General features: G+C 71.4%; 20 protein-coding genes. 17 read left to right on the top strand and 3 right to left on the bottom strand.

Going from position 1 to position 25,464, the window contains the following annotated elements; translation table 11 throughout:
• Positions 1-9: 9 nt before the first annotated feature.
• From AC3ANN_RS12880 to AC3ANN_RS12835, 10 genes are all read left to right on the top strand, one after another.
• Complete coding sequence (locus tag AC3ANN_RS12880) at positions 10-3,036, top strand: hypothetical protein (protein ID WP_488337796.1); 3,027 nt, start codon at positions 10-12, stop codon at positions 3,034-3,036.
• Positions 3,037-3,250: 214 nt separating this feature from the next.
• Positions 3,251-4,540: a sugar ABC transporter substrate-binding protein gene (locus AC3ANN_RS12875; RefSeq protein WP_488337795.1), complete on the top strand. Its 1,290-nt coding sequence runs from the start codon at positions 3,251-3,253 to the stop codon at positions 4,538-4,540.
• A 12-nt stretch (positions 4,541-4,552) separates the two neighbouring features.
• Positions 4,553-5,527 (top strand): carbohydrate ABC transporter permease, encoded by a 975-nt coding sequence (locus AC3ANN_RS12870; RefSeq protein WP_488337794.1) that lies wholly within the window; start codon positions 4,553-4,555, stop codon positions 5,525-5,527.
• Entirely contained in the window at positions 5,524-6,351 is an 828-nt protein-coding gene (locus AC3ANN_RS12865) for a carbohydrate ABC transporter permease (RefSeq protein ID WP_488337793.1), read from the top strand. Before AC3ANN_RS12870 ends, AC3ANN_RS12865 begins: the two co-directional genes overlap by 4 nt.
• 1 nt (position 6,352) lies before the next feature.
• The gene (locus tag AC3ANN_RS12860) at positions 6,353-7,831 is read left to right on the top strand and encodes a glycoside hydrolase family 3 N-terminal domain-containing protein (protein ID WP_488337792.1); all 1,479 of its coding nucleotides are present in this window, start codon (positions 6,353-6,355) and stop codon (positions 7,829-7,831) included.
• Positions 7,828-9,015, top strand: coding sequence for an anhydro-N-acetylmuramic acid kinase (locus tag AC3ANN_RS12855; protein WP_488337791.1), 1,188 nt, complete (start codon positions 7,828-7,830; stop codon positions 9,013-9,015). The genes AC3ANN_RS12860 and AC3ANN_RS12855 overlap by 4 nt, the downstream gene beginning before the upstream one ends.
• Entirely contained in the window at positions 9,012-9,908 is an 897-nt protein-coding gene (locus AC3ANN_RS12850; protein ID WP_488337790.1) for an N-acetylglucosamine kinase, read from the top strand. The genes AC3ANN_RS12855 and AC3ANN_RS12850 overlap by 4 nt, the downstream gene beginning before the upstream one ends.
• Entirely contained in the window at positions 9,901-10,833 is a 933-nt protein-coding gene (gene murQ / locus AC3ANN_RS12845) for an N-acetylmuramic acid 6-phosphate etherase (protein WP_488337789.1), read from the top strand. The genes AC3ANN_RS12850 and murQ overlap by 8 nt, the downstream gene beginning before the upstream one ends.
• Positions 10,833-11,705 carry a MurR/RpiR family transcriptional regulator gene (locus AC3ANN_RS12840; RefSeq protein WP_488337788.1) on the top strand — a complete coding sequence of 291 codons (873 nt, stop codon included), beginning with the start codon at positions 10,833-10,835 and terminating at the stop codon, positions 11,703-11,705. Before murQ ends, AC3ANN_RS12840 begins: the two co-directional genes overlap by 1 nt.
• 98 nt (positions 11,706-11,803) lie before the next feature.
• The gene (locus tag AC3ANN_RS12835; RefSeq protein WP_488337787.1) at positions 11,804-12,319 is read left to right on the top strand and encodes a hypothetical protein; all 516 of its coding nucleotides are present in this window, start codon (positions 11,804-11,806) and stop codon (positions 12,317-12,319) included.
• A 206-nt stretch (positions 12,320-12,525) separates the two neighbouring features.
• On the opposite strand, the gene AC3ANN_RS12830 is transcribed toward AC3ANN_RS12835, so the two are convergent.
• Both AC3ANN_RS12830 and AC3ANN_RS12825 read right to left on the bottom strand, forming a co-directional pair.
• Entirely contained in the window at positions 12,526-12,927 is a 402-nt protein-coding gene (locus AC3ANN_RS12830; RefSeq protein WP_488337786.1) for a hypothetical protein, read from the bottom strand.
• Complete coding sequence (locus AC3ANN_RS12825) at positions 12,924-14,627, bottom strand: PspC domain-containing protein (protein WP_488337785.1); 1,704 nt, start codon at positions 14,625-14,627, stop codon at positions 12,924-12,926. Before AC3ANN_RS12825 ends, AC3ANN_RS12830 begins: the two co-directional genes overlap by 4 nt.
• 115 nt (positions 14,628-14,742) lie before the next feature.
• Here AC3ANN_RS12825 and AC3ANN_RS12820 point away from each other — a divergent pair, with 115 nt between their 5' ends.
• The 4 genes from AC3ANN_RS12820 (at position 14,743) to AC3ANN_RS12805 (ending at position 21,846) form a co-directional block, all read left to right on the top strand.
• The gene (locus AC3ANN_RS12820; protein WP_488337784.1) at positions 14,743-16,035 is read left to right on the top strand and encodes an ATP-binding protein; all 1,293 of its coding nucleotides are present in this window, start codon (positions 14,743-14,745) and stop codon (positions 16,033-16,035) included.
• On the top strand, positions 16,004-16,705 hold the full coding sequence (locus AC3ANN_RS12815) for a LuxR C-terminal-related transcriptional regulator (protein WP_488337783.1): 702 nt from the start codon (positions 16,004-16,006) through the stop codon (positions 16,703-16,705). Before AC3ANN_RS12820 ends, AC3ANN_RS12815 begins: the two co-directional genes overlap by 32 nt.
• A gap of 49 nt (positions 16,706-16,754) precedes the next feature.
• Positions 16,755-19,247 carry an ATP-dependent helicase gene (locus AC3ANN_RS12810; protein WP_488337782.1) on the top strand — a complete coding sequence of 831 codons (2,493 nt, stop codon included), beginning with the start codon at positions 16,755-16,757 and terminating at the stop codon, positions 19,245-19,247.
• A gap of 178 nt (positions 19,248-19,425) precedes the next feature.
• Positions 19,426-21,846, top strand: coding sequence for a sunset domain-containing protein (locus AC3ANN_RS12805; RefSeq protein WP_488337781.1), 2,421 nt, complete (start codon positions 19,426-19,428; stop codon positions 21,844-21,846).
• Here AC3ANN_RS12805 and AC3ANN_RS12800 read toward each other — a convergent pair.
• Positions 21,843-22,460 carry a MerR family transcriptional regulator gene (locus AC3ANN_RS12800; RefSeq protein WP_488337780.1) on the bottom strand — a complete coding sequence of 206 codons (618 nt, stop codon included), beginning with the start codon at positions 22,458-22,460 and terminating at the stop codon, positions 21,843-21,845. The genes AC3ANN_RS12805 and AC3ANN_RS12800 overlap by 4 nt on opposite strands.
• 75 nt (positions 22,461-22,535) lie before the next feature.
• On the opposite strand from AC3ANN_RS12800, the gene AC3ANN_RS12795 reads away from it, so the two are divergent.
• The 3 genes from AC3ANN_RS12795 to ligD all read left to right on the top strand — a co-directional run bounded on the left by AC3ANN_RS12795 (position 22,536) and on the right by ligD (position 25,449).
• Positions 22,536-22,952 (top strand): hypothetical protein, encoded by a 417-nt coding sequence (locus AC3ANN_RS12795; RefSeq protein WP_488337779.1) that lies wholly within the window; start codon positions 22,536-22,538, stop codon positions 22,950-22,952.
• 137 nt (positions 22,953-23,089) lie between these two features.
• Entirely contained in the window at positions 23,090-24,226 is a 1,137-nt protein-coding gene (locus AC3ANN_RS12790; RefSeq protein ID WP_488337778.1) for an SseB family protein, read from the top strand.
• 179 nt (positions 24,227-24,405) lie between these two features.
• Positions 24,406-25,449 (top strand): non-homologous end-joining DNA ligase, encoded by a 1,044-nt coding sequence (gene ligD, locus AC3ANN_RS12785; protein ID WP_488337777.1) that lies wholly within the window; start codon positions 24,406-24,408, stop codon positions 25,447-25,449.
• Positions 25,450-25,464: the final 15 nt, after the last annotated feature.

Below are 25,464 nucleotides of genomic sequence, written 5' to 3'. Positions count from 1 at the left end.
GATCGGTCCATGACGACGGCGACACGGCGAGGCATCCTCGCCGTCGTCACGGCAGTGATCCTCCTCGCCCTGGGCGCCGGTGTCGGCGTCGTCGTGGGCGACGCGCTGGGCATCCGCACCGAGCCTGCGTCGCCGATGCAGTCCGTCGCGACGACCGTCGCGGAGGTGACGGATGCCGCGGCCCCGCCGCAGATCGTGGCGCTCGATGTGCCGACGACCGAGCGTGTCGGAGTAGCCGTCGACGAGCTGCTCGACGCCGTCGCGGATGCGCCGGAGCGCGAGGGCGAGGCGTCGCTCACCGTGACGCTGCTCCCGACGCTCCGCCCCGAGACGAGCGACCGCTACACCCTCGAAGGGGACGCCTCGGCGCTGCGCGTCTCCGCGCTGTCGGAGAACGGCGCCACCCGTGCGATCTACGACCTCGCCGCGCAGGTGCGCGCGGGGCTGCCGCTGACCGACCTGATCGGCGAGCATGAGTCGTCGCGGCTGTCGCTGCGCATGACCGACCTCGGCGCGGTCGGCGTGACGCCCGACTCCGCCGAGTGGGAGGCGGGCACCGACTACTCGCACGCGTCGAAGGCGTTCGCGGAGGTGTTCCAACCGGAGGCCCCCTACATCGACGAGGCGGCGCTCGCCCGGGCCTACGAGGACTACGACGGGTTCCTGCGGCACTCGCTCGCGAACGGGTTCAACGCCGTCGCGTTCCCCGGTTTCGTCGAGTTCGTGACCTTCGACGACGCCCCTGGCGGTCCCGTCTACGCCGACGGCGACGACCACCGCGACAAGGCGCTCGCGCTGCGCGAGGCGTTCGCGCCGTTCTGGGAGCGCGCCGACGAGCTCGGCATGAAGGTGTTCCTGCGCACCGACATGCTCGCGCTCACCGGTCCGCTCGAGCAGCACCTCGTCGACCGCTACGGATCGCTCGACACCGAGAGCCCGGAGTTCTGGGAGACCTACACCGCCGGCCTCGACGAGCTCTACGACGCGGTGCCCGCGCTCGACGGCGTGCTCATCCGGATCGGCGAGGCCGGGCCCGTGTACGACGTCGGCGGCTGGGACTACTACTCCGCGCTCGAGGTGACCACCGTCGACGCCGTGCGGGCGATGCTCGAGGCGTTCACGGGGCAGGCCGAGGCATCCGATCGCGAAGTGATCTTCCGCACGTGGTCGGTGGGCGTCGGAGCCGTCGGCGACATGCACACCGATGCGGAATCGTACGAGGCCGTGCTCGGCGGCATCGACTCGCCGGCCCTCATCGTGTCGACGAAGTACACGCTCGGCGACTTCTACACGTGGCTGCCGCTGAACGACACGCTCGAGCAGGGCGAGCAGCGCCGGATCGTGGAGTTCCAGAGCCGCCGCGAGTTCGAGAACTACGGTGCGTTCGCCAACGACCTCGGCGCCGAGTACCAGTGGGCCCTTCAGCAGCTGCTCGCCGCGAACGACCGCATCGAGGGCGTATGGGTGTGGACCCAGGACGGCGGCCCGTGGCGCGCCGGACCCATGACGCTCTACCTCAAGGCCGGGTTCTGGCAGCTGTACGAGCTCAACACGCAGGTCGCCTCGGCCCTCGCGCGCGACCCCGAGACCGACGTGGCCCAGGTGACGGCGGCGTGGGCCCGGGAGTGGTTCTCGGACGACCCCGCGACGGTCGAGGCGATCGCGTCGGCGATGGCCCGGTCGCGCGAGGCGATCGCGCAGGGCATGTACATCCAGCCGTTCGCAGAGCAGCGCGTGTTCGCGATCGGCCTCGAGCCGCCGCCCATGATGTGGATCTTCGAGTGGGACATCCTCACCGGCGACTCGGCCGTGCTCGACGTGATGTACGCGATCGCGCGCGACGCCGAGGGCGGCGTCGAAGGCGCGATCTCGGGCGGAGCCGAGGCGGTCGCGGCGGCCGAGAGCATGCGCGAGACGGTGGCGGCGACGGATGCCTCGACCTGGCGCTCGCCCGAGATGCGCGAGGCGTTCCTCGCGACGCTCGACTACGAGCTCGAGACGCTGCGGCTGCTCGACGCGTACCGCGCGATGATCCTCCACCAGGGACAGTGGCACGACACGCTCTCGCCCGAGGCGCACGCCGCGTGGGACGCGGACCGCGCCGCGTACGAAGCGCTCGCCGCGGAGCACCTCGAAGCCTACGAGGGGGACGTCGACCACCCGGCGTTCAACCTGACGGCCGCGCAGCTCGGCGTCGAGCGCGCCGAGCGCGACCTGACCATGGCGTGGCTCGCTCGCGTGCTGCTCGCCCTCGCCGTCGCCTGGATGGTGATCGGCATGATCGCCGCACGCACACGCCTTGTGCGCCGGCCCGGTGCGGCGGCGGCGCGGGCGTCGTGGATCGCCGCGACGCGGCCCTGGCGCGCTCGCGAGTCGACGCTCGGCATGCTCGACCTCGACCGCTGGCTGCTGCTCGTCATCCCCGCCGCGCTGCTCGTCGCGACGCGTGCGGTTCAGACCTCGTTCCTCTCGTGGACGCATCTCGCGGTCGTCCTCGGCGCCTGGCTCGTGTTCGCGCTCGTCGTGCGGCTCTGCGTCGGCCGGCGCTCGCCCTGGCCCGTCATCGCGGCCGTCGGCGGGGTCGTGGTGCTGCGGTGCATCGTGACGCTCATCGCCCTGTCGTTCACGGGGCCCGGCGGCTACTGGTTCGCGTTCTGGACCGACCCCGTGCTGCGCTCGGTGTACATCGCTGTGGCGTTCGCGCTGTTCGTGTGGGTGTTCGTCGCCGGGGGATGGGCGGTGGCCGCCCAGGTCGGCGCTCGTCGCGCGACCGGCTACGTGCTCGCCGGCGTGGGTGCCGGGCTCGCGGTGCCGGCGCTCGTCGTCGGCGCGATCGGCCTCGAGACCGCGCTGTCGGCCTGGAACGACGAGATGGGCCTGCTGCCGTGGGGCCTCGCGCGCATCCTCGGCATCACGACCTACCTCGAGATCCCCGCCGAGACGCCGTGGGTGGCGGCAGCGGTCGGGGCAGTGCTGCTCGGCATCGGGGTGCTGCTCGCCCTGCCGTGGCGGCGGCGCGGTGCCGCGGCATCCTGAACCATCCGAGCCGTGCGAGGAGATCAGGTGATTTCACGAAGGCAGGACGTCTGGCGCGGAACCGTCCTGTGCCGGTGAGATCTCCTGATCGCGTGGCCGGAGTCGGTGTCGGGCGCATAACGTTTGGGAGAAACTTCCAGGCCGAGATGGAGACTCGGGTGTTTCTTCCATAGACTGATGCGCGGCCGGGAGGCCGACGCACAAGGGAGTTCACATGAGGAAGCGCATCTTGCCCATCGCCGTGTTGGGTGTAGCAGTACTCGGCATCACCGCCTGCAGCGGCGGCGGGGGCGACACAGACGGGGGCGACTCGGGCGAAGGTCAGACGCTCGACGTCTGGATCATGCAGGGGACCAACCCCGACGCGGAGCCGTTCTTCGAAGAGGTCGCGGCGGCGTTCGAGGAGGAGACGGGCGCGACGCTCAACGTCGAGTTCGTGGAATGGGCCGACGCCCACGACCGCTTCGTGACGTCGATCGCCGGCGGCACGACCCCCGACGTGGCCGAGACCGGCACGACGTGGACGCCCGAGTTCGCCGACGCGGGCGCGCTCGCACCCATCGGCGAGTACGTCAGCGAGGCCGGGCTCGAGGGCGACCTCGTCGAGGGTCTCGTCGAGTCGGGCACGTACGACGGCGAGCTGTACGGCATGCCCTGGTACGCGGGCGTCCGTTCGCTCGTATACAACACCGCGGTGTTCGACGAGCTCGGCCTCGAGGCGCCGAAGACGTGGGACGAGTTGCGCGACGCGGCGCTGGCGATCAAGGCCGCCAAGCCCGACATGACCGCCGTCGCCGTTCCCGGCGACGCGGAGTTCACCGTGTACCCGTGGGTGTGGGGCGCAGGCGGCGAGGTCGCCACCGAGGACGGCGGCGAGTGGACGAGCCAGCTCGACTCGCCGGAGTCGATCGAGGGCCTGGAGTTCTGGACGGGCCTCGCCACGCAGGACAACCTGTCGTCGGCGGGTGCCACCACCTGGCGTGAGACCGACGTGCTCGACGCGTTCGCGGCCGGCACCGTCGGCATGGCCGTCATGGGCTCGTGGACGCCTGCGGCGATCGTGGAGAAGAACCCCGACATGGAGGGGAAGTTCGCCGCGGTCCCGATCCCCGGCCAGGACGGCGGCATCTCGCCGTCCGTGCTCGGCGGGTCGCACCTCAGCGTCTTCGAGACGGCCGACGACAAGGACCTCGCGTTCGCGTTCGTCGAGCTGATGACGACGGGTGAGTTCGCCGAGAAGTGGGGCGACCAGAGCGGCTACTTCCCGGGTCAGACCTCGCTGCTGGAGGCCTCGATCGAGAACGCCGACCCGCTCGTGGTGCCGTTCGCCACGCAGATGGTCGAAGGCGGCGCGTCCGTGCCGGTGACGCCGACCTTCGGCGCCGTGCAGGCCAAGAAGACCACGAGCGCCATGATGCAGGCGATCCTGTCGGGGCAGAAGGACGTGGCGACCGCCGCGGCCGACGCCGCGGCCGAGATGACCGCGACGCTCAACGGCCAGTAGTAGGAACGACGCATGACCTTCATGCCCCAGGCGTCGGTGGCGAAGGAGCGCACCTCCTCCGCCGCCGGCGCGGCGGTCGCGAGCGGATCGCGCCGGCGACCCATCGACCGCCTCCGGCCCTGGATGCTCATCGCGCCCGCACTCATCGTGCTCGTGGTGCTGCTGCTGTGGCCCCTCATCCGCGTGGTGCTGTTCTCGTTCCAGGACTACGGACTGCGCGAGATCGTCTCCGGCGAGCCGAACTTCATCGGCGTCGCCAACTACCTCGAGGTGCTGACGAGCCCCACCCTGTGGACGGTGGTGCTGCCCAACACGGTCGGGTTCGCCGCCCTCGCCGTCTTCGGCACGGTCGCCTTCGGCACACTGGTCGCGCTTCTGCTGCAGTCTCTGGGCACCTTCTGGCGCACCGTCGTCGCGAGCGCCATCATGGCGGCCTGGGCGATGCCCGCCGTCACCGGCACGTACGTGTGGGTCTGGATCTTCGATGCCGATCGCGGCATCGTCAACGAGCTGCTGATGCAGCTGGGGCTCATGGACGAGCCCGTCAACTGGTTCACCAACCGCTGGTCGTTCTACGCCATCGTGCTGCTGAACGTCATCCACCACGGCTTCCCGTTCGTCGCGGTCACCGTGCTGGCCGGTCTGCTCGGGGTTCCGAAGGAGACGCTGGAAGCGGCATCCATCGACGGCGCGAACGCGTGGCGCCGCTTCTGGAGCATCACGTTCCCCCAGCTCAACCAGGTCTTCGCCGTCGTGATCATCCTGTCGACGATCTGGGACTTCAAGGTGTTCGCGCAGGTCTACCTGATGCCAGGCGGCGCCGGATCGAACCGTGAAGTGCTCAACCTCGGCGTGTGGTCGTACGTCGAGTCGTTCGGGCAGAACAGGTACGGCTTCGGCTCGGCGATCGCCGTGCTGCTCACGCTGCTGCTGCTCGCCATCACCGTCGTCTACGTGCGCCGACTGCTCAAGGAGGACCAGCTGTGACGCGCCCCTCGATCGGACGACGCGTGCTCAAGGGCGTGCTGGTCGCGCTGCTGCTCGTCTTCACGCTCTTCCCGACGTACTGGATGGTCGTGAGCGCGTTCGACGAGAACCCGTCGGGAAGCGCGCAGCTCGTGCCGCGCCAGTTCACGTGGGACCACTTCATCTTCGTGCTGACCGACGGCGGCTTCGCGACCTACCTGCGCAACTCGCTCGTGGTGGCTCTCGTGGTCGTGGTCGCGTCGGGGCTCCTCGGCCTGCTCGCCTCGATCGCCGTCGCGCGCTTCCGGTTCCGGCTGCGCACGCAGATCGTCATGATGATCCTCGTCGTGCAGATGGTGCCGCTCGAGGCCCTCGTGATCCCCCTGTTCGTGCAGGTGCGCGACCTGCAGCTGCTCGGCACGCTGCTCGGGCTCATCGTCGTGTACACCGCTCTCGCACTGCCGTTCGGCGTGTGGATGCTGCGCGGCTTCGTCGCCGCGGTGCCGGTCGAGCTCGAAGAGGCCGCGTACATCGACGGCGCGGGGTGGTGGCGGATGTTCCGCTCGGTGCTGCTGCCGCTCGTCGCCCCGGGCCTCGTCGCGACCAGTGTCTTCGCCTTCATCACGGCGTGGAACGAGTTCATCTTCGCGATGACGCTCCTTGGCGGCGAGACCGAGAACTACACGGTCTCGATCGGGCTGCGGCACTTCTTCGGCGTGCACTCGAACGACTGGGGCTCGGTGATGGCCGCGTCGACCATCATCACCATCCCCGTCATGATCTTCTTCATCCTCGTGCAGCGGCGGCTCTCGAGCGGCCTGGTCGCGGGAGCGGTGAAGGGCTGACATGACCGTCGAAGGACTCATCCCGGGCGTGCTGCTGCCGGGCTTCGCGGGGACCACGCTGCCTGAGTGGCTGCGCGCCGAACTCGGACGGGGGCTCGGCGGCGTGTGCCTGTTCGCCGGCAACGTGGACGCCGCCGACCCTGACGGCACGGCGCGCCTCGCGGCGGCCATCCGGGCCGTGCGCGGCGAGACGCTCATCGCCGCCGATGAGGAGGGCGGGGTCGTCACGCGCCTCGAGGGCCGCGACGGCTCCACGCTGCCCTCGCCCGCGCAGCTGGGTCTCGTGGGCGTCGACGTGTCGGAGCGGATCGGCGCGGTGCTCGCCGAGCGGGTCCGCCGCGCCGGCATCGACCTCGTGCTCGCGCCGAGCGCGGACGTCAACGACAACCCCGCCAACCCGGTGATCGGGGCGCGCTCGTTCGGCGCCGACCCGCACGAGGTCGCGGCGCGGGTCGCGGGCGTAGTGCGCGGCATCCGTTCCCGTCGCGGCGTCGCCGCGTGCGTCAAGCACTGGCCGGGTCACGGCGACACCGACATCGACTCGCATCGAGGGGTGCCGACCATCCCCGCGGCGACCGCGGCTCGTCACGCATCGCCGTTCGCCGCCGCCATCGAAGCGGGCGTGCCCGCCGTGATGACCGCGCACATCGTCGTGCCCGAGTGGGGCGCGGAGCCGGTGACCGTGAACCCCGGCGCCATCGCGCGGCTGCGGGGCGCGGGATTCGACGGCGTGGTGGTGACGGATGCCGTCGACATGGCCGCGATCGCCGGCACCTACGGCATCGGGGGCGGGGCTGCGAGAGCACTCGCTGCCGGAGCCGACCTCGTGTGCCTCGGCAATCCGGAGCTCAGCGGCGTCGACGCCCGGGCGCAGTACACCGAAGTGGTCGACGCGATCGCCGCGGCGGTCGGTGACGGACGCCTCGCGCCCGAGCGTCTGCGCGAGGCGCACGCTCGCGTGGCGCGGCTGGCCGCGCAGACGGCGGCGGCGCGCGTGGCTGCGTCGGTGGCGACGGATGCCGCGGCCGGTGTCGTGGCGGTTGCCGCGGCCGTCGAGCCCGGCGGCGCAGGGGCCGCCGTCTCGGTCGATCCCGCAGATGCCGCGAGCATCGCCGCCGCGCTGGCTGCGGCATCCGATCCCGCCGCGCTGTCGGCGCTCACGCGCGTCGACCGCGTCGTCGACGCCCGTGCCGGTGCGACCCAGGCCGCCGCGACGCGGGCGGTGCCGGTGGCCGACGCGCTGCGCACGCTCGCCGCGGCCCGCAGCGGCGCACCCGGAGTCACCGCGGTCGTCGCCGATCGGCCGAGCCCCGCGCAGACGGCGGTGCTCGCACAGGCGCGCGCCGACCGGGAGTGCATCGTCGTGAACGTCGGTGCGATCCCGGGCGGATTCGACGCGGCGGTGGTGCAGCTCGGCGCGGACTCGGTGTTCTCGTCGGCGGTGCTGCGCGGGTGGGCGGGCACGGGGGAACGCGCATGAGGATCCTCGCGATGCAGTCCGGCACGAGCGCCGACGGGATCGACGTCGCGCTCGTGAGCGTCACCGCCGCCGGCGTGGAAGAACTCGCGGTCGAGGTCGAGGCCTCGAGCACGGAGTCGTGGCTCGCCGACGAACGGGCCCTGGTGCTGCGGGCGATCGCCGGTGAAGCGCTCGATCCCCGGGAGTGGTGCGAGCTCGAGACGACGGTCGGTCAGGCCTTCGCGCGGGCGGCCGTGCGCGCGATCGGAGATCTCACGTGGCCCGACGTCGTGTGCGCGCACGGACAGACCGTGTTCCACGGCGTCGAGGGCGGAGCGGCGTGGGGCACCCTGCAGGTCGGCGAGCCCGCGTGGATCGCACGTGCGACGCGGCGCCCGGTGGTGTTCAACCTGCGGGTCGCGGACGTCGCCGCGGGCGGCATGGGCGCCCCGCTCATCGCCGCGTTCGACGCGCTCTGGCTCGCCGACGCGGTGGCGACGGAGCGGGCGCCGATCGCGTCGCTGAACCTCGGCGGCATTGCGAACCTGCAGCTCGTGCGGCCCGAGGGCTCGCTCGAGGGATTCGACACCGGCCCCGCGAACGCGCTCCTCGACGCCTGGCTCGCCCGCGAGACGGCGGGCGCCGAGACGTTCGATCGCGACGGGCGCAGAGCCGCGGCGGGCCGCGTCGACGACGACCTGCTCGCGCGGCTGCGCGCCCACCCCTACTTCGCGCTGCCCGCACCGAAGACCACCGGCCGCGAGACGTTCTCGACGGCGACGGTCGACGACGCGATCACCGGTGCGAAGCCCTCGCTCGACGACGTCTGCGCGACGCTCACCGAGCTCACCGCGACCACGGTCGCCGACGCCCTCGCGAGCGCCGCCCCGGACGCTGCCCGTGTCGTGGCGTCGGGTGGCGGCGCCCGCAACCCGGTGCTCATGGCGCGGCTGCGCGAGCTGATCGGCGTCCCGGTCGACCACAGCGACGCGTGGGGGATCCCGGGCGACGCGCGCGAGGCCGTCATGTTCGCGGTCCTGGGGTACCTGTCGGCCGCCCGCGTGCCCCTCGAGCTTCCCGGAACGCCCGCAGGACGCGCCGCCGTCGCGGGCCAATGGGACCTGTCCCTGGCGCCGCTCCCGACCGTCCCGCAGCAGACGCGCGTGCGCCGGCTGCACGTCACCACACGAGAGGATCGCGCGTGAGCATCGTCGCCGTCGACCTGGGAAAGACCGGATGCCGCGTGCGCGCGACATCCGGAACCACCGTCTCTTCGGCGATGCGCGCCGGCGTGCCCGGCCTCGCCGACAGCGACGGAGACGTGCGCGCGTTCGACGCGATCGTGGCGACGCTCGGCGACCTGCCGGCGGACGTGCGCGAGTCGGTGTCATCGATCGGAGTGGGCGCCGCGGGCGCCGAGGCGGCGCCCGCTGCGGCCGAAGCGCTCGCGGCACGCGTCGGCGCGTACTTCGGAGCGCCGGCCGCCGTGACGAGCGACGCCGTCACCGCGCACGCCGGAGCGTTCGAGGGATCGCCCGGAACCATCGTCATCGTCGGCACCGGCACCGCGCTGCTGACACTCACGCCGACGGGCGACCTCGTCCAGGTCGACGGCTGGGGTCCGTGGCTCGGCGACGAGGGCAGCGGGCGCGCGATCGGCCAGGAGGGACTGCGCGCCGTGCTGGCGGCGCACGACGGTCGCGGACCGGCCACGGCACTCACCGCCGCCGCGCTCGAGCTGCACACGCCGCTGAGCACCCTGCCGCGGTGGGTGTCCGACACCGGCGCACCGGCACGCCAGCTCGCCCGGTTCGCTCCCCGCGTCATCGCGGCGGCGGACGCGGGGGATGCCGTCGCCCGCGGCATCGTGGAGGGGGCCGTCGACGCCATCGCACGCGCGTGTGCCGCGACATCCGGCCCGTTCTGCCTCGTCGGCGGCATCGCCGAGTCGCGCGGCTTCGGCACGAGGCTCGCGGAGCGGCTGCGTGCCGACGGCGCCGAGGTCGTGCCACCGCGCAGCGACGCGCTGGCAGGAGCGGAGTTCATCGCGCGCATGCGCGCGACGGCCTACGAGGGAAGCGTGGTGCGCCATGACTGAGTTCGACGACCTCCGCCACCAGCTGGCCTCGCTCACGACGGAGGCCGTCGACCCTGACTTCGGCGACCTCGACCTGATGTCGACCCCCGAGCTGGTCGCCGCGATGATCGAACACAACCGGCAGGTGAGCGCCGCGCTCGCCGCGGCCGCGGACGAGATCGCCGCGGCCGTCGACCTCGCCTCAGCGCGCATGGCGCGCGGCGGACGGCTCGTCTACGTCGGCGCGGGCACGCCCGGCCGGCTCGGCATCCTCGACGCCAGCGAGATCCCGCCGACGTTCGGCGAGGCTCCCGAGCGGGTGGCGGGCATCATCGCGGGCGGGGCGCTCGCGATCACCACCGCGGTCGAGAACGCCGAGGACGACGCGGGCGCGGGCGAGGCCGACGTCGCCGCCGCCGGGATCGGCCCCGACGACTGCGTCGTGGGGATCACGGCGTCGGGCCGGACGCCCTACGTGCTGGGCGCCATCGCCGAGGCGCGTCGCCGAGGCGCCGCGACCGTGGGGGTCAGCTGCAACCCCGGTTCGGAGCTGTCGGCCGCCGCGGACGTCGGCATCGAGGTCATCGTCGGGCCCGAGCTCATCGCGGGATCCACGCGGCTGAAGGCCGGCACGGCGCAGAAGATCGTGCTCAACACCCTCTCGACCCTCGCCATGGTGCGCATCGGCAAGACCTTCGGCAACCACATGGTCGATCTGCGCGCGACCAACACCAAGCTCCGCGCACGCGCGATCAGCACCGTCATGAGCGTCGCCGACGTCGACGCGACCGCGGCGCGTCGGGCGCTGTCCGACACCGGGTGGGAGGTCAAGCCCGCGATACTGATGTGTATGAGGGGACTGTCCGCGGATGCCGCGGCTCACGCGCTGAGCGACACCCGGGGCCGGCTGCGCGAGGCACTGGACCGCAGCCGCGGAACGCTCTGATGGACGTCCTGCTGAGGGTGCGCCAGTCGCGCGACCGATTGAGCGCGTCGGAGCGCCGCGTCGCCGACACCGTCCTCGCCGACCCGGAGCTCGTCCGCACCTCCACGATCATGCGCCTCGCCGACGTGAGCGAGGCCTCGCAGTCGACGGTGGCGCGGTTCTGTCAGAGCCTGGGCTACCCCGGGTACCGCGAGTTCCGCCTCGACGTGATCGCCGCGCTCAGCCGCGACCAGGCGCAGCGCGTGCGCTTCGACATCGCCGAGGGTGAGATCGGCCCGGACGACTCGATCGCCGAGACTGTGGCCAAGATCGCCTTCCAGGAGGTCCAGGCCATCCAGGACACCGCGCAGCTGCTCGACACGGATGCCATCGCCCAGGCGGTCGACGCGATCCGCTCGGCGCGGCGGATCGAGCTCTACGGCGCCGGCGCATCGTCGCTGACCGCCCAGGACCTCTCCCAGAAGCTCAGCCGCATCGGGAAGCCCGCGGGCGCGTCGGTCGACATCCACCTCGCGCTCGTGCAGGCCGCGCTGCTCGACGACGCGTCGGTGGCGATCGGCGTCTCCTTCCGCGGCGAGACGCGCGAGACCCTGGACTTCCTCACGGTCGCGCGCCGCACCGGGGCGCTCACGGTCGGCATCACCAACGCCGCGCAGTCGTCGCTCGACGACGTGTGCGACATCGTGCTGCGCACGAGCGTGCGCGAGAGCCGCTTCCGCAGCGGCGCCATGGCCAGCCGCATCGCGCAGCTGGCGCTCATCGACATGCTGTTCGTCCTGGTGCTGCGCCAGGACTTCCCGCTCATGACCGAGAGCCTGCGCCGCACCTACGATGCCGTCAGCTCTCGCCGCCCCGACCACGACGCGGGGTGACGTCCCCGGCCGACCGAGGTCGCGGCGGGTGGGTCAGACCACATGTTCCGAAGGGGTAGCGTAGAGGCGTCCCCGAAACGATTCGAGAGGTGTTCGTCATGCGTTCCCGCAGTACCGCCGTCCTGTCCATCCTCGCCGCCTCCGGCCTCCTCCTCGCCGGCTGCGCGTCGGGCGAGCCCGCCGCGGCGCCCGAAGCGACTCCCACCGTGAGCATCGTGGAGTCGTCGATCACCGAGCCCGCAGCGGTGGGCGAGCGCGTGGGCGTGGACGGCACCCAGCTCGAGGTCTGGAGCGGCATCGTCCCGGACGACGCCGCGGCCGGCGCGCTCGGCGAGCCGGAGCCCGGCACGCGGTGGGTGACCGCGAACGTCGCCCAGTGGGTCTCGGTCGAGGGTCTCACCGGGGCCGAGCTCGCACCCGTCCTGCGCTCCACCGCCGACGAGACCTTCCAGGGCGTCGCCGTGCCGCAGCAGAACGCCGACGTGGTCATGAAGCCCGGCCGGTCGTACACGTACGTGTGGAGCTACGCGGTTCCCGAGGCGCTCGTCGACCCCGAGACGCTCGTGCTCTGCGTCGACACCGGTGACGAGGGCTGCAGCGTCCTGACGAAGTGATCCCGCGGCGGCCATCTCGTCGCCGCCACATGCGTTCGCGCCGTGCCCGTTCGGGGCACGGCGCGAACGCGTTTCGGGGAGGCTCTCGGCAAGCGATTACACCTTCCGCAGGACAGATCGGGCAGGATCGTCCTGCGGACCGGTGGTTCTCCTGCGGAGCGGACGGATGCCGCAGGCCGAGGCCTCGTGAGGTTCGCTCCGCCGGCTCAGTCTGAAGAGAGGGCGACGGATCGCCGGTCCTCGACGGCCCGCTGCGCGCGGCGCAGGATGCCCGCGAGACCTGCGACCAGCGCGATGGCGCCGATCGCGAGCGCGATGTAGGCGCCGATGGCGGCGGGCGACAGCGACAGCGACCAGTCCGCGAGCGCGGTGCGGCGGTCGGGACTCACCGTGATCCACAGAGCGAGGGCGGCGACCGCGGCGAGGACGGCGCCCCAGATGATCGCGGCCCAGCGCGTGCGCGGACGCAGCGTCGCAGCATCCGTCGTCGCACTGCTGACGGTGAGCGCTGCCGGCTCGAACGGGACGGTCGGGCTCGTCGCGAACTCCGCGTCGGGCGTCGGCGGCGTGAGCGCCGTGGTCTCGGTGGTGGGGGTGCTTTCGCTCATCGGTCGTCCTCCGGCTCGTAGATGGTCACGTACACCGAGCCGACCGCCTGGTCGAGCACGATGCGCTGGCGGGTCTCGGACTCGGAGCCCGGGTCGGTGTTGCGCACGAACCACGTCCACTCGGCGGAGTCACCGGGCCCGTCGTGGGGATCGATCACGCCCTGATCGATGAACTCGCCGGACTCCATCTCGATGCGGCTGTAGTTGACGCCGCCGCCGCCGAGACGTGCCTCGAGATCGAGGATCGTGCCGGGGTAGACCTCGATGTACGTCTCGCCTGTGCCCTTGCGCAACGTGATGGTCCCGGCCTCCACGGGCTCGCGTTCAGAGAGCGAGCTCACCGAGATGCTGCTGCTTCCGAAAGGCTGGGTGATCGCCACGGGCTCGCTGCTCGTGCCGAGGCTGACGTTGCCGGGGGCGAAGCTGCGGGGCCCCGATGCTGCGGCCGTCGTGATGCCGGCGACCAGCAGCACGATCGTGACAGCGGTGAGGAAGCCGCCGCGCCGACGCACGGCGCCCGCGACGATCATCGAGACCGCGGTGACGAGGGCTGCGGCGAGGAGGCCGATGCCTGCCGCGTACGGGGCGGTCGCGGCATCCGTCAATGCGATCAGCGCGCTCGCAGCACCGGTCACGATCGCCGCACCCAGCACGGTGAGGACGAAGACGAAGCTCGTGCGCGGCTTCGTCGCGCGGCGGATGCGCCGGCGCTCCTCGGCCTCGGCGGCGAACGCCGCGCCTGCCGCCTCGCGCTCGCGTCGAGCCTGCTCACGGGCCGCGCGCTCGGCGTCCTGCTGGCTGCGGCGCCATGCGTCGCTCTGCTCGCGCCACGCGTCGTGGCTCGCACGCCACTGCGCGACCTCGGCATCGTCCGCGGGGGCGATGGGCGGCGGGGGCTCGATGCCCGGCCCCGCCGATGCGGTGGCTGTCGGCTCGGCGGGCGGTTGCACCGCGACCGCGGGTTCCGGCGCCGCGAGGCTCGCGGCATCCGTCGTCGTCACCGCCGAGTTCGCGGACTCGGCCGGCGCCCGACCGGCCGAGTCCGCATCGCCCCCGCGCATCGTCGCAAGGGCGACCGCCGCGTCGTCACCCGAATGAGACGCGGCCTGCGCCGGGTCGGACTGCGCGGAAGCCTGTCGCGAAGCCCTGGCGCGCCGGTCGGACCGAGCCGACCGGACGATGAAGAACGTCGCACCTCCGATGAGTGCGAGCGCGAGGATCACGCCGATCCCGCCGAAGGGCGAGCCGAGGTCCCAGATCGGCAGGCCGTAGCCGCCGCCGAACGGCGCCCACAGCGGCCAGAACGCGGCGTTCCACAGCCACGGCACGACGGGGACGAAGCTCAGGACCGTGAGGATGAGGATGCCGATCATGGCGGGGTCGAAGCGCCCGTGGAAGAGCTCGCGCAGGTGGATGCGTCCGGTCGTGTCGGGCAGCAGGGCCCATGCGATCGCGTAGACCAGCAGCGCGGGGAAACCGAGGACCGCCACGACCGCGAAGATGCTGCGCGCGATGATCGGATCGATGCGCAGCCGCGCGGCGAGACCGCCGCAGACCCCGCCAAGCCACGCATCGCCACGCACGACGCCGAGGCCCCGCACCCACGAGAAGAAGCGCTCCGAACCCGTCGGGAGGCCTGGGGGAGCAGGGGGCGGCGGTCCCGGATCGACGGGGGGAGGGGCGGACGCGGTGTCAATCATGCGTCCAGCCTGGCGGCAGCGGGCCGGCGCGTGCCATGGGGTGATCCCCTGACTGGACCCTGAACTGCGACCCGGGTCGCCGGGGTCCTCGCCCGGCGGATGGTTTGATGGCGGCATGGCCTCGCACGCGATGACCCCGGATGCTGCGGCTCTCGGCCGCGCACACGACCGGGCCGAGCGCGCACGCACGCGTGCGGCATCCGTCCGCCTGCCGCTGCGGCGGCCGCGCGAGTGCGCGGTCTCGGGGGTGTCGGCGGGACTCGCGCGACACCTCGGCTGGCCGCTGTGGGTGGTGCGGGCCGTCTTCGTTGCGCTGACCGTCGTGTGGGGCGCGGGAGCGCTGCTCTACGCGTGGCTGTGGGTGTTCACGCCGTGGGACGACGCTCGCTCTGCGGACGAGGTGCCCACGCACCGCGTTCCGGTGGCATGGGTCCTCACGGCCCTGTCGATCGTCGCCGCCATAGTGACGGTGTCGGGCATGGCTCTCTTCACCGGCAATGGCGTCTCGGTGGAGTCCATGCCGCTGTGGGTCGACGGCGTCCTCGTCGTCACCGCGTTCGCGGCGGCCGCAGGCGTGTGGGCGACGCTCGCCGATCGTCGTGACCCGTCGCGGGGCCCGCGGCACGAGACGGCCGTGCGGATCACCGTGACGGCGGTGCTCGCCGTCGTGCTGGTCGCGCAGCTCGCGGCGCTGCGGCAGACCGGGATCGCCGGGTTCGTGCTCGCGTTCGTGCTCATCGCGGGCCTGGTGCTGGTGTACTCGTCGACGCTCGTCGCCAAGTGGCGCGAGCTCGCCGGCGAGCGCGTGCGACGCATCCGCGAGGAGCAGCGCGCCGAGATGGCGGCGCATCTGCACGACTCGGTGCTGCAGACGCTCGCGCTCATCCAGAACCGCTCCGGCGCCTCGAGCGAGGTCGCGCGCCTCGCGCGTGCGCAGGAGCGGGAACTGCGCGCGTGGCTCTACGACGGCGACGCGCCCGCCGACAGCGACCTGCCCACGGATCTGCGCGACTACGCCGCCGCGCTCGAGCTCGACTACCCGGTGCGCATCGACGTGGTGTCGGCGGGGCTTCCCGCTGAGCGCGCGAGCGGTGAGGTGGCGGCGGCGTCCCGCGAGGCGATGCTCAACGCGGCACGCCACGCGGGTGGCGAGGTGTCGGTGTACATCGAGGGCAACGCGACGGCCGTCGACGTGTACGTGCGCGATCGCGGGGCGGGGTTCGACGTCGAGTCGGTCCCCGCCGACAGGCTCGGCATCCGCGAATCCATCGTCGGGCGCATGCGGCGCGCGGGAGGATCGGCGACGGTCCGCCGGGGTGCCGGCGGTGGCACCGAGGTGCACCTGCGGTTCGCGAAGGACGCGACAGCGACGAAGGATGCCTCGGCCGCGGAGGCGCGTCGTGGCTGAGTCTCAGGTGCGGGTCGTGATCGTCGACGACCACTCCATCTTCCGGTCCGGCCTGCGTGCCGACCTCGACGCATCGGTCGAGGTGGTGGGCGAGGCCGCGGATGTCTCGGCCGCGGTCGCCGTGATCCAGGCGACGCGGCCCGACGTGGTGCTGCTCGACGTGCACCTGCCGTCCGGCCCCGGGGCCTCGGTTCCCGATGCGTCCGGCGGTGAGGCCGTGATCCGGGCCTCTGCGCCGGCGGTTCCGACCGCCCGCTTCCTGGCGCTGAGCGTGTCGGATGCCGCCGAAGACGTCGTGCGCGTCATCCGCGCCGGCGCCCGCGGGTACATCACGAAGGGGTCGTCGGGAGCCGAGGTCAGCCGGGCGGTCCACGCGGTCGCGGAGGGGGATGCCGTCTTCTCGCCGCGCCTGGCGGGTTTCGTGCTCGACGCGTTCGGAGCGCCCGTCGGCGAGACCGCCGCCACCAGCGACGAGCTCGACCGCCTGTCGGCACGCGAGCAGGAGGTGATGCGGCTCATCGCGCGCGGCTACGCGTACAAGGAGGTCGCCGCCGAGCTGTTCATCTCGATGAAGACCGTCGAGTCGCATGTGTCGGCGGTGCTGCGGAAGCTGCAGCTGTCGTCGCGCTACGAGCTGACGGCGTGGGCCTCGGAGCGCCGGCTGCTCTGACGCCGGGTCCGGGGCGGGTGTCGGGCGTCGCGCCTACACTTGATGGGACATGACCGACGCCATTCCCACCGCGCCGGGCGCGGCTGCCGTTCGTCCCATCGTCTTGGACGGAAGCGCCGGCCCGCGCCTCGACGCAGCCGCCGGTGCGCGCCTCGACGAAGACCTGCTCGCCGGACTGAACCCGCAGCAGCGCGAGGCTGTCACCTACCGTGGTCAGGCGCTGCTCATCGTCGCCGGCGCGGGGTCGGGCAAGACGAGCGTGCTGACACGGCGCATCGCGTCGCTGCTGAGAGGCCGCGAGGCGTGGCCGAGCCAGATCCTCGCGATCACCTTCACCAACAAGGCCGCCGGCGAGATGCGCGAGCGCGTCGAGCACCTCGTCGGCGATGCGGCCCGCGGCATGTGGATCTCGACCTTCCACTCGGCGTGCGTGCGCATCCTGCGGCGCGAGGCCGAGCAGTTCGGGTTCACGAAGGCGTTCACGATCTACGACTCCGGCGACTCGCGCGCCCTCATCAAGCGGCTCGTGAAAGAGCACGAGGCCGACGCCTACGGACTCACGCCCGCCGCCACGCAGAGCAAGATCTCCAAGCTCAAGAACGAGCTGGCGGATGCCGAGTCCTACGCCCGGTCCGCGAACATGAGCGACCCCGCCGAGCGCGTGTTCGTCGAGCTGTTCGCGGCGTATCAGCGCGAGCTGCAGCGGGCCAACGCGTTCGACTTCGACGACCTCATCGCGCAGACGGTGTTCCTCTTCCGGGCGTTCCCGCACGTCGCCGACGTGTACCGGCGCCGGTTCCGGCACGTGCTCGTCGACGAGTACCAGGACACGAACCACGCGCAGTACGCGCTCATCCACGAGCTCACGCGGCCCGTGGTCGGCAACGCGGAGCCGTACGCCGCGGGCGGCATGATGATCTTCGACGCCGCCGATGCGCCCGAGCTCGAGGGCGCGTCCCTCACCGTCGTGGGTGACTCCGACCAGTCGATCTACGCGTTCCGCGGCGCCGACATCCGCAATATCAGCGAGTTCGAGAAGGACTTCCCGGGCGCGAAGGTGATCCTGCTCGAGCAGAACTACCGTTCGACGCAGAACATCCTCTCGGCCGCGAACGCCGTCATCAGCCACAACTTCGACCGCAAGGACAAGCGGCTGTGGACCGACGTCGGCGAGGGTGAGAAGATCGTCGGCTTCACCGGCTACTCGCAGCACGACGAGGCGCAGTTCGTCGCCGACGAGATCGAGACGCTGCACCGGGATGGCGTCGACTACTCGCAGATCGCCGTGTTCTACCGCACCAACTCGCAGTCGCGTGCGCTCGAAGAGATCTTCATCCGCTCGGCGCTGCCCTACAAGATCATGGGCGGCACCAAGTTCTACGAGCGCGCCGAGATCAAGGACGCCCTGGCCTACCTCGTCGCGGTCGCGAACCCGGCCGACGAGATGGCGATGCGCCGCATCATCAACAGGCCGCGTCGTGGCATCGGCGACGTGACGATCGAGACGATCTCGCGCTACGCCGCCGACGAGCAGATCACGTTCCGCGACGCGCTCGCGAACTCGTCGGCGCTGGGGGTCGGCCCCAAGATCCAGGCGGGCATCGCGCATCTCGACGCGGTGCTGGCCGAGGCATCCGAGATCATGCTCCCGTCGTCGGGCGAGCTCGCGCCGCCGACCGCCGTCGCCGACGGGCTCCAGCTGCTCCTGTCGAAGAGCGGGTACTACGACGCGCTGCGGGCGAGCAAGGACGCCCAGGACGAGGCCCGCATCGAGAACCTCGACGAGCTCGTCGCCGTGGCCCGCGAGTTCGCGCGCAACAACCCCGAAGGCACGATCCTCGACTTCCTCACCGAGGTGGCGCTGGTGTCGGATGCCGACGATCTGGAAGACGCGTCGGGCTCGGTGTCGCTCATGACGCTGCACACGGCGAAGGGCCTCGAGTACGACGCCGTGTTCGTCACGGGAGTCGAGGAGGACCTCATCCCGCACCGCATCTCGGCAGGCGAGCCGGGCGGTCCGCAGGAGGAGCGGCGCCTGTTCTACGTCGGCATCACGCGCGCCCGCAAGCGCCTGTACCTGTCGCTCGCGATGACCCGCGCGCAGTTCGGCGAGGTCTCGGTCGCGATGCCCAGCCGCTTCCTGCAGGAGATCCCGCCCGAGCTGCTGCACTGGCGCCAGTCTCCTGGCGATGTGAATTCGCGCGGCGGCACCCAGTCGCGCGCGCTCAACGCGCGGCGCGGCGGGGGCTTCGGCGGATCGGGGTCAGGCGGCGGCCGGCGGTACGGCGACGACCTCGTGCCGCTCGCGCGCCGCGAGCCGAGCGGAAACCTCGAGCGCTTCGCGAACAGGATCCCCGCGAAGGTGCGCGACAACGGCGACCTCGAGCTCGCCCCGGGCGACCGCATCCGTCACGACGACTTCGGCGAAGGACGAGTGGACGCTGTCACCGGCGAAGGCGCGAAGCGCGTCGCCCACGTGCGGTTCGACTCGGCGGGCCCGAAGAAGCTGCTGATCAAGATCGCGCCCATCGAGAAGCTCTGACGCGATCCTGGACCGCGTCGCTCCTGCCGTGGTAGGCATGGAGCCACTGGGCGACCTGGCGACAGGCCCCGGGTGCTTCTGTCACGAGCCGATTCCGGGGGATCACATGGGGAGAGTTGCGTCGCGCCTGCGCGCTCTGAGCACGGTTGCAAGCGCGGTGTTGGTCGCATCGCTCCTGATGGTCATCGCGCCATCGGTCGCCCACGCATCTGACGAGGCCTCGATCTCGGGCATTGTGACGGCGCCGCCCGGAGTCGATCTCGCGACTGCTTCGGTGTTCGTCGCGGTGCATCCCGCCGGAGACGCGTTGAGCGTGGCAGGGACGTCGCGGGTCGGCGCTGACGGCACATACACGGTCGGTGGTCTCGCCCCGGGCGAATACCGGGTGGCATTCCGCGGCGAAGGTGTCGATGTCGCGAGCGAGTGGTGGGATGACACCACGGAGTTCGCTGCATCGGACGTTCTCACGCTGACTGCCGCGGAGGCAAGGGACGGTGTCGATGCGACGCTTGCAGCGGGAAGTGCGATCTCGGGTCGTGTGACAGCGGACGGCGGAGGCGCCGTCAGCGGTGGACTCGGTGCCTTCTGGGTCTATGCGATTCCCGTCGGCGGCGGCAGCGAGCCGTGGGGCCCGACTGTCACGTCCTGGGGATCGCCCGTCGCGCATGACGGTACCTACACGATCGATCGCCTCCCCGCAGGTGCGTACTCGGTGCAGACTCGCTGGGGTTGCGAATGCGCCGCCACCGTCGGACCGTACCTGGACGAGTTCTATCTCGATGCAGCCGACGTCACTGCGGCGACGCCTGTCAGCCTCGGGGTAGGAGAGGTGCGAGGGGGAGTGGACTTCTCCCTTGCTCCCTCCGCCCTGTCAGGTGCGACGCCGGAGATCTCTGGAACCCCCCGTGTCGGGCAGACGCTCACGGCGAATGCGGGCACGTGGACGGAGGGCGTGGCGCATTCGTACCAGTGGTTCGCGGGTGGGACGGCGATCTCCGGTGCAACGGACCCCGTGATCACCCTGACTGCGGCCCACCTCGGGAGGACGATCGCCGTTGAGGTCACGGGCACGAAGTCGGGTTACGACCCAGTCGTCATGACGTCGGCCCCCACGGCCGCGGTCGTCGCGGGGATACTCACCGCGCCAACTCCGACGATCTCGGGGACGCAGGCCGTCGGCTCCACTCTGACGGCGAAGGTGGGGACCTGGACGACGGGCACGACGATCACCTACCAGTGGTACGCGAACGGCGCGGCGATCGCCGGCGCCACCGCCGCGACGATCAAGCTCGGCACGGCGCACGCTGACAAGGCGATCACCGTCAAGGTGACGGGCAGGAACAGCGGATACACGACGCTGACGAAATCGTCGGCGGCGACGGCCAAGATCGTCACCGCGGCGACCCCGAGCATCACCGGCGCGGCAGCGACGGGCGTGAAGCTGGCAGCCGCGCCCAACACGTGGACGCCGGGCACGACGTTGACCTATCAATGGAACGCCGACGGCGTGCCCATCAGCAGTGCAACGGGGTCCACTTTCACGCCGGGGGCCGCTCAGGACGGCAAGGCGATCACCGTCAGCGTCACGGGGACGAAGAGCGGCTGGGCGAGCGTTACGAAGACATCGAAGCCCACGGCGCGTGTGATGCGTTCGAGCAGTCCCGCCGTGAGTGGCACGGTCGCCTATAACTCGACGCTCTCGGTCAGCCGAGGAACGTGGTCGGCGGGAGCAACCTTCGCTTACCAGTGGTACGCGGACGGAATAGCGATCCCGGGTGCGACCGCGTCTTCGCTCACGTTGACGAGCGGTCTCAAGGACAAGCGCATCTCGGTCAAGGTCACCGGGTCGAGGGCCGGGTACACCACTGTCGCGAAGACGTCGGCGCTGACGGCGAGAGTGGTCACCGCCGCAACGCCGTCGATCAGCGGGACGGTGGCTGTGGGATCGACGCTGACTGCCAAGACCGGCACGTGGACGTCCGGGACGGCGTACTCGTATCAGTGGTATGCCGACGGGAAGGCGATCTCAGGCGCGACGGGCGCGACGTATGTGCCGTCTTCTGGTACAGAGTCGAAGCGGATCACAGTCACGGTGACCGGCCGCAAGTCCGGGTATGCCACCGTTGCGAAGGCGTCCGCCGCGACGGCGAAAGTGATGCGCGCGGGAGTCGCCGCCGTCTCGGGAACCGCGCAAGTCACGAAGCGGCTCACGGTGTCGCCGGGCACGTGGACGACGGGGACCTCGCTCTCCTACCAATGGTATGCCGACGGTACGGCGATCAGCGGTGCCACGGCAAGCACCCTCACCTTGACGTCCGCGCAGGCAGGCAAGACGGTGGTCGTCAAGGTGACCGGCCGGCTCACGGGATACGCGACCGTCACGAAGTCCTCGAGCGCGACCGCGACGGTCGGATATCCGAGCACGACGGCGCCGGTCGACGCTTGGAACTGCCCGTCCTGGGCACCGATCAAGGGCAACGCAGACTCGGGGATCTACCACATGCCGGGTCAGCGCTACTACAACGCGACGAAGCCGGAGGCGTGCTTCCGGACCGAGACGGCTGCTGTCAACGCCGGCTATCGGAAGTCGAAAGTCTAGGAGCTGGTTCGTGCGCCGCGCTCGACGAGGAGGTGGTGGTGAGCCAGCCTCCGCAGCGCGAGCATGACGGGCTCATAGAGTGCCGTGCCGAGCACGGCGTAGGGCACCGCCTCGTCGAGCGTCATGGACGAGACGGGTGCGATCTCGGCGGCGGCCACCTGCTTCATCGCCTCGGCGTACCGGCGCAGGACGGCGGGTGAGGCATCCAGTCCCGCTCCTTCGAGAGCCCGCAGCGCCTCGTCGAGCTGCGGTACTGCGGTGAAATCGGGGTCGTACGTGAGTCCGACCTCGGCAATGGCGGCGCGGGCGCGCGGGTAGTCGTCGCGATCGCCGTCGACGTACGGGGGCAGCGCGCCGACGGCGCGGCCGAGGGTGTCGATCGGGTCGCCGGCGGGGGCATCGACGAGAGCGAGGATGTCGTGCACGCGCGACAGCGGAAGGCCCCGCACATCGGCCAGGGCCGCGATGAGCCGCAGGCGCGCGAGGTGCTCGTCGCCGTACTCGGCCCGCGTCGCCGACACTGACTCACCGCGGGGGAGCATGCCCTCGCGGATGTAGAACTTCACGGTCGCGACGGGGACCCCGCTGCGTTCCGACAGCTCCGAGATCTTCATCGGTCCTCCTCGCGCTTGTGTTGGATACTATAGCTATCTAGTATTGGACAGCGACACTATCCAACGGAGGGCACTATGGACCCGATCCTCACCATCGTCGCCGGAGCGACGATCCTCACCGTCATCGGCATCATGTCGGGCGGAACGTTCCTGCTGCGCATCGCGACCGGCGGTCTGCCGCTCAACGGATTGCAGAAGACGTTCTTCCGCGCGGGGCACGCCCACGCCGGGGTGCTCGTGATCCTCGGGCTCGTGAGCCTCCTGCTCACCTCCGCCGCCGGTGTCGCCGTGCCGTGGCAGTGGGCGTCGGTCGGCGTGCTCGCCGCCGCGATCCTCATCCCCGCCGGGTTCTTCCTATCGGTGCTCGGCCGCGACCCGCAGCGCCCGGGTCGAGCGATCGCGCTGCTGTGGGCCGGGGTGGTCGTGCTCGCGGCATCCCTCCTCGCCGTCGGCATCGGCGTGATCGCCGCCGGAGTCGCGGCCCTGGCGTAGCGCGTGCACGACTCCTGAACAACGGGCTGACGCGAGTGGCCGACCCGTGATGCCGGGGGCTGTGACCGACGCGTCGCGCATTGTTCAGGAGTTGCGCACACGCGGTGAGGCATCTCAGGCGGGGTTAGGCTCGCACAATGGCCTTGTTCTCGCGCCGACCCAAGAAGCCCGCCGACTCGGAGGCCGAGCCGGCGACGGATGCCGCGATCGCAGCCGACGCGACGACCGAGGCCGAGGCATCCCGCGTGAACGCCCCGACCTCGTCGGCAGCCCCCGGCGGATCCGAGACCGAAACGGCGGTCGACGGGGCCGCGACGCCCGGACCCGCACCTGCGGCGGATGCCTCGACCGCACCCGACGCCGACGCCGCGTCCGTCTCGATCTCGGTCTCGTCGTTCGGCGGACTCGGCGCCTCGCCCGCTCGCCCGACGCCCGCCCCCGCTCGCCCGCGACCCGGAGCCCGCGCGGCCAACGAGGTCGCGCCCGCGCCGAGCGAGACGATCCCGGGACTGCGCGACAACGTGCTGCTGCGCGACGCGCTCGCGCGCGTGCCCGACGGACCTCCCTCGCAGACGCTGCTCGACGTCGCGCGTCAGCTGCTGCAGGGGCATGTGTTCCTGCGGGTCAAGGGCGACGCGCGCACGCTGCTCTCGGAGGGCAAGGACCTGCCGCTCGCGGTCGCGACGGTCGGCGAGCGAACCTTCGGACTCGTGTACTCGGGCGGCGCCGCACTGCAGGCGAGCCTGCGGGCGGACGGCGACGTCGACACGTCAGCCATGGCCCAGCCCGTCATGAGCGTGCTGCGGCACGTGCTGGCGTCGTCGTACGACGGGATCATCGTCGACCCGGCGTCGGCTCCGGCTCGCGCGGTGCTTCCGCGCGAGCTGCTGCAGCGACTCGTCGATCAGGCCGATCCCCAGCTCACCATCAAGACCCTTCTCGTGGAGGAGCGCACCCCCGCGACCGCTGCTGCGGTCGCGGCAGCCCTCGTCCACGCCAAGACCTGGGTCGCGGTGGGACAGGCCGAGGGTGGCGTTCCGGGGCTCGCCGAAGGGCGCCTCCCGGACGGGTCGCGCTACCTGGAGGTCTACTCGCACCCGCTCGAGGTCGCCGTGACGGGCCGGGGCGACAACGCCGCGCCGCTCACCGGTGCGCAGTTGGCCAAGGCCCTGAGGACGGATGCCGGACTCAGCGGCGTCGTCGTCGACCCGGCCGGGCCGTGGATCCGGCTCACGCGTGAGGATCTCGCACCGCTCCTCGCCCTCGCCGACTGACGACGCAGGGCGCCGAAGCGCGCGGAACACCGCCGCGGCTGTTGAGAAATCAGGAGACACGCGGGCGCGCGCGTCGCGCGTGACGGTAGATCCGGCGTGTCTCCTGATTTCTCAACACAGAACCGGCGGCACCGAACCGGGGGATGCCGGATGTCGTGGCACCCCGCTAGCGTCGGATCATGGCGTCGGAGCGCATCACCCTCACCGTCCCCGGTCCGCACGGAGACCGCGAAGTGGGGATCTCGAACCCCAACCGCGTGATCTGGCCGGAAGTCGGGATCACCAAGCACGAGCTGGCGGAGTACCTCATCGCCGTGAGCGGGCCATTCCTCGCGTCCAACGGCGATCGTCCGGTGTCGCTCGAGCGCTTCCCGGAGGGCGTCGGAGGCGAGCGCTTCTACTCCAAGAACCCGCCGAAGGGCGCACCGTCGTTCGTGGAATCCCAGACGGTGACCTACAACAGCGGGCGACGGCATCCGCAGATCATCCTCACCGAGATCGCCGCCGCGGTGTGGGCCGTCCAGATGAACACGATCGTGTTCCACCCGTGGGCGTCGCTCACGGCGGACACCGACAATCCGGTCGAACTGCGCATCGACCTCGATCCGCAGCCCGGCACCGATTTCGCGGATGCCGCGGCCGTCGCCCCCGCGCTGCGAGAGGTGCTGGCCGAGGCGGGGCTGACGGCGTTCCTCAAGACGAGCGGCAACCGCGGCATCCACGTGTTCTGTCCGATCGAGCCGGAGTGGGAGTTCCTCGACGTGCGGCACGCGGTGATCGCGGCCGGACGCGAGCTCGAGCGCCGGATGCCCGACAAGGTCACGATGAACTGGTGGAAGGAGGAGCGCGGCGAGCGCATCTTCATCGACTTCAACCAGGCCAACCGCGACCGGACGATGGCAGGCGCGTACAGTCCGCGTGCGCTTCCGACGGCCACCGTGTCGACCCCGCTCACGTGGGACGAGCTGGCCGCGGGGGTCGACCCGGCGGAGTTCACGGTGCGGTCAGTGCCGCAGCGGCTCGGCGACATGGGCGACCCGTGGGCGGACCTGCTGGCGAAGCCGGGCCGCATCGACACGCTGCTCGAGTGGTGGCAGCGCGACCTCGACGACGGGCTGGGGGAGCTGCCGTTCCCGCCGGACTTCCCGAAGATGCCCGGCGAGCCGCCTCGCGTGCAGCCGAGCCGCATCAACCCCCAGAACTGGCCGAAGGACGAGGCCTGACCCGAGCCGACCCGC

Source organism: Microbacterium sp. STRO-2N, from assembly GCF_057747775.1.
The sequence above is the reverse complement of the archived record's forward strand: the minus strand, read 5'-3'. Positions and strand labels throughout refer to the sequence as shown.

Coding starts and splice junctions, on each gene's coding strand:
- AC3ANN_RS12880 (WP_488337796.1), top strand. CDS start 10: ATGACGACGGCGACACGGCGAGGCATCCTCGCCGTCGTCACGGCAGTG.
- AC3ANN_RS12875 (WP_488337795.1), top strand. CDS start 3,251: ATGAGGAAGCGCATCTTGCCCATCGCCGTGTTGGGTGTAGCAGTACTC.
- AC3ANN_RS12870 (WP_488337794.1), top strand. CDS start 4,553: ATGACCTTCATGCCCCAGGCGTCGGTGGCGAAGGAGCGCACCTCCTCC.
- AC3ANN_RS12860 (WP_488337792.1), top strand. CDS start 6,353: ATGACCGTCGAAGGACTCATCCCGGGCGTGCTGCTGCCGGGCTTCGCG.
- AC3ANN_RS12855 (WP_488337791.1), top strand. CDS start 7,828: ATGAGGATCCTCGCGATGCAGTCCGGCACGAGCGCCGACGGGATCGAC.
- murQ (WP_488337789.1), top strand. CDS start 9,901: ATGACTGAGTTCGACGACCTCCGCCACCAGCTGGCCTCGCTCACGACG.
- AC3ANN_RS12840 (WP_488337788.1), top strand. CDS start 10,833: ATGGACGTCCTGCTGAGGGTGCGCCAGTCGCGCGACCGATTGAGCGCG.
- AC3ANN_RS12835 (WP_488337787.1), top strand. CDS start 11,804: ATGCGTTCCCGCAGTACCGCCGTCCTGTCCATCCTCGCCGCCTCCGGC.
- AC3ANN_RS12830 (WP_488337786.1), bottom strand. CDS start 12,927: ATGAGCGAAAGCACCCCCACCACCGAGACCACGGCGCTCACGCCGCCG.
- AC3ANN_RS12825 (WP_488337785.1), bottom strand. CDS start 14,627: ATGATTGACACCGCGTCCGCCCCTCCCCCCGTCGATCCGGGACCGCCG.
- AC3ANN_RS12820 (WP_488337784.1), top strand. CDS start 14,743: ATGGCCTCGCACGCGATGACCCCGGATGCTGCGGCTCTCGGCCGCGCA.
- AC3ANN_RS12815 (WP_488337783.1), top strand. CDS start 16,004: ATGCCTCGGCCGCGGAGGCGCGTCGTGGCTGAGTCTCAGGTGCGGGTC.
- AC3ANN_RS12810 (WP_488337782.1), top strand. CDS start 16,755: ATGACCGACGCCATTCCCACCGCGCCGGGCGCGGCTGCCGTTCGTCCC.
- AC3ANN_RS12805 (WP_488337781.1), top strand. CDS start 19,426: ATGGTCATCGCGCCATCGGTCGCCCACGCATCTGACGAGGCCTCGATC.
- AC3ANN_RS12800 (WP_488337780.1), bottom strand. CDS start 22,460: ATGAAGATCTCGGAGCTGTCGGAACGCAGCGGGGTCCCCGTCGCGACC.
- AC3ANN_RS12795 (WP_488337779.1), top strand. CDS start 22,536: ATGGACCCGATCCTCACCATCGTCGCCGGAGCGACGATCCTCACCGTC.
- AC3ANN_RS12790 (WP_488337778.1), top strand. CDS start 23,090: ATGGCCTTGTTCTCGCGCCGACCCAAGAAGCCCGCCGACTCGGAGGCC.
- ligD (WP_488337777.1), top strand. CDS start 24,406: ATGGCGTCGGAGCGCATCACCCTCACCGTCCCCGGTCCGCACGGAGAC.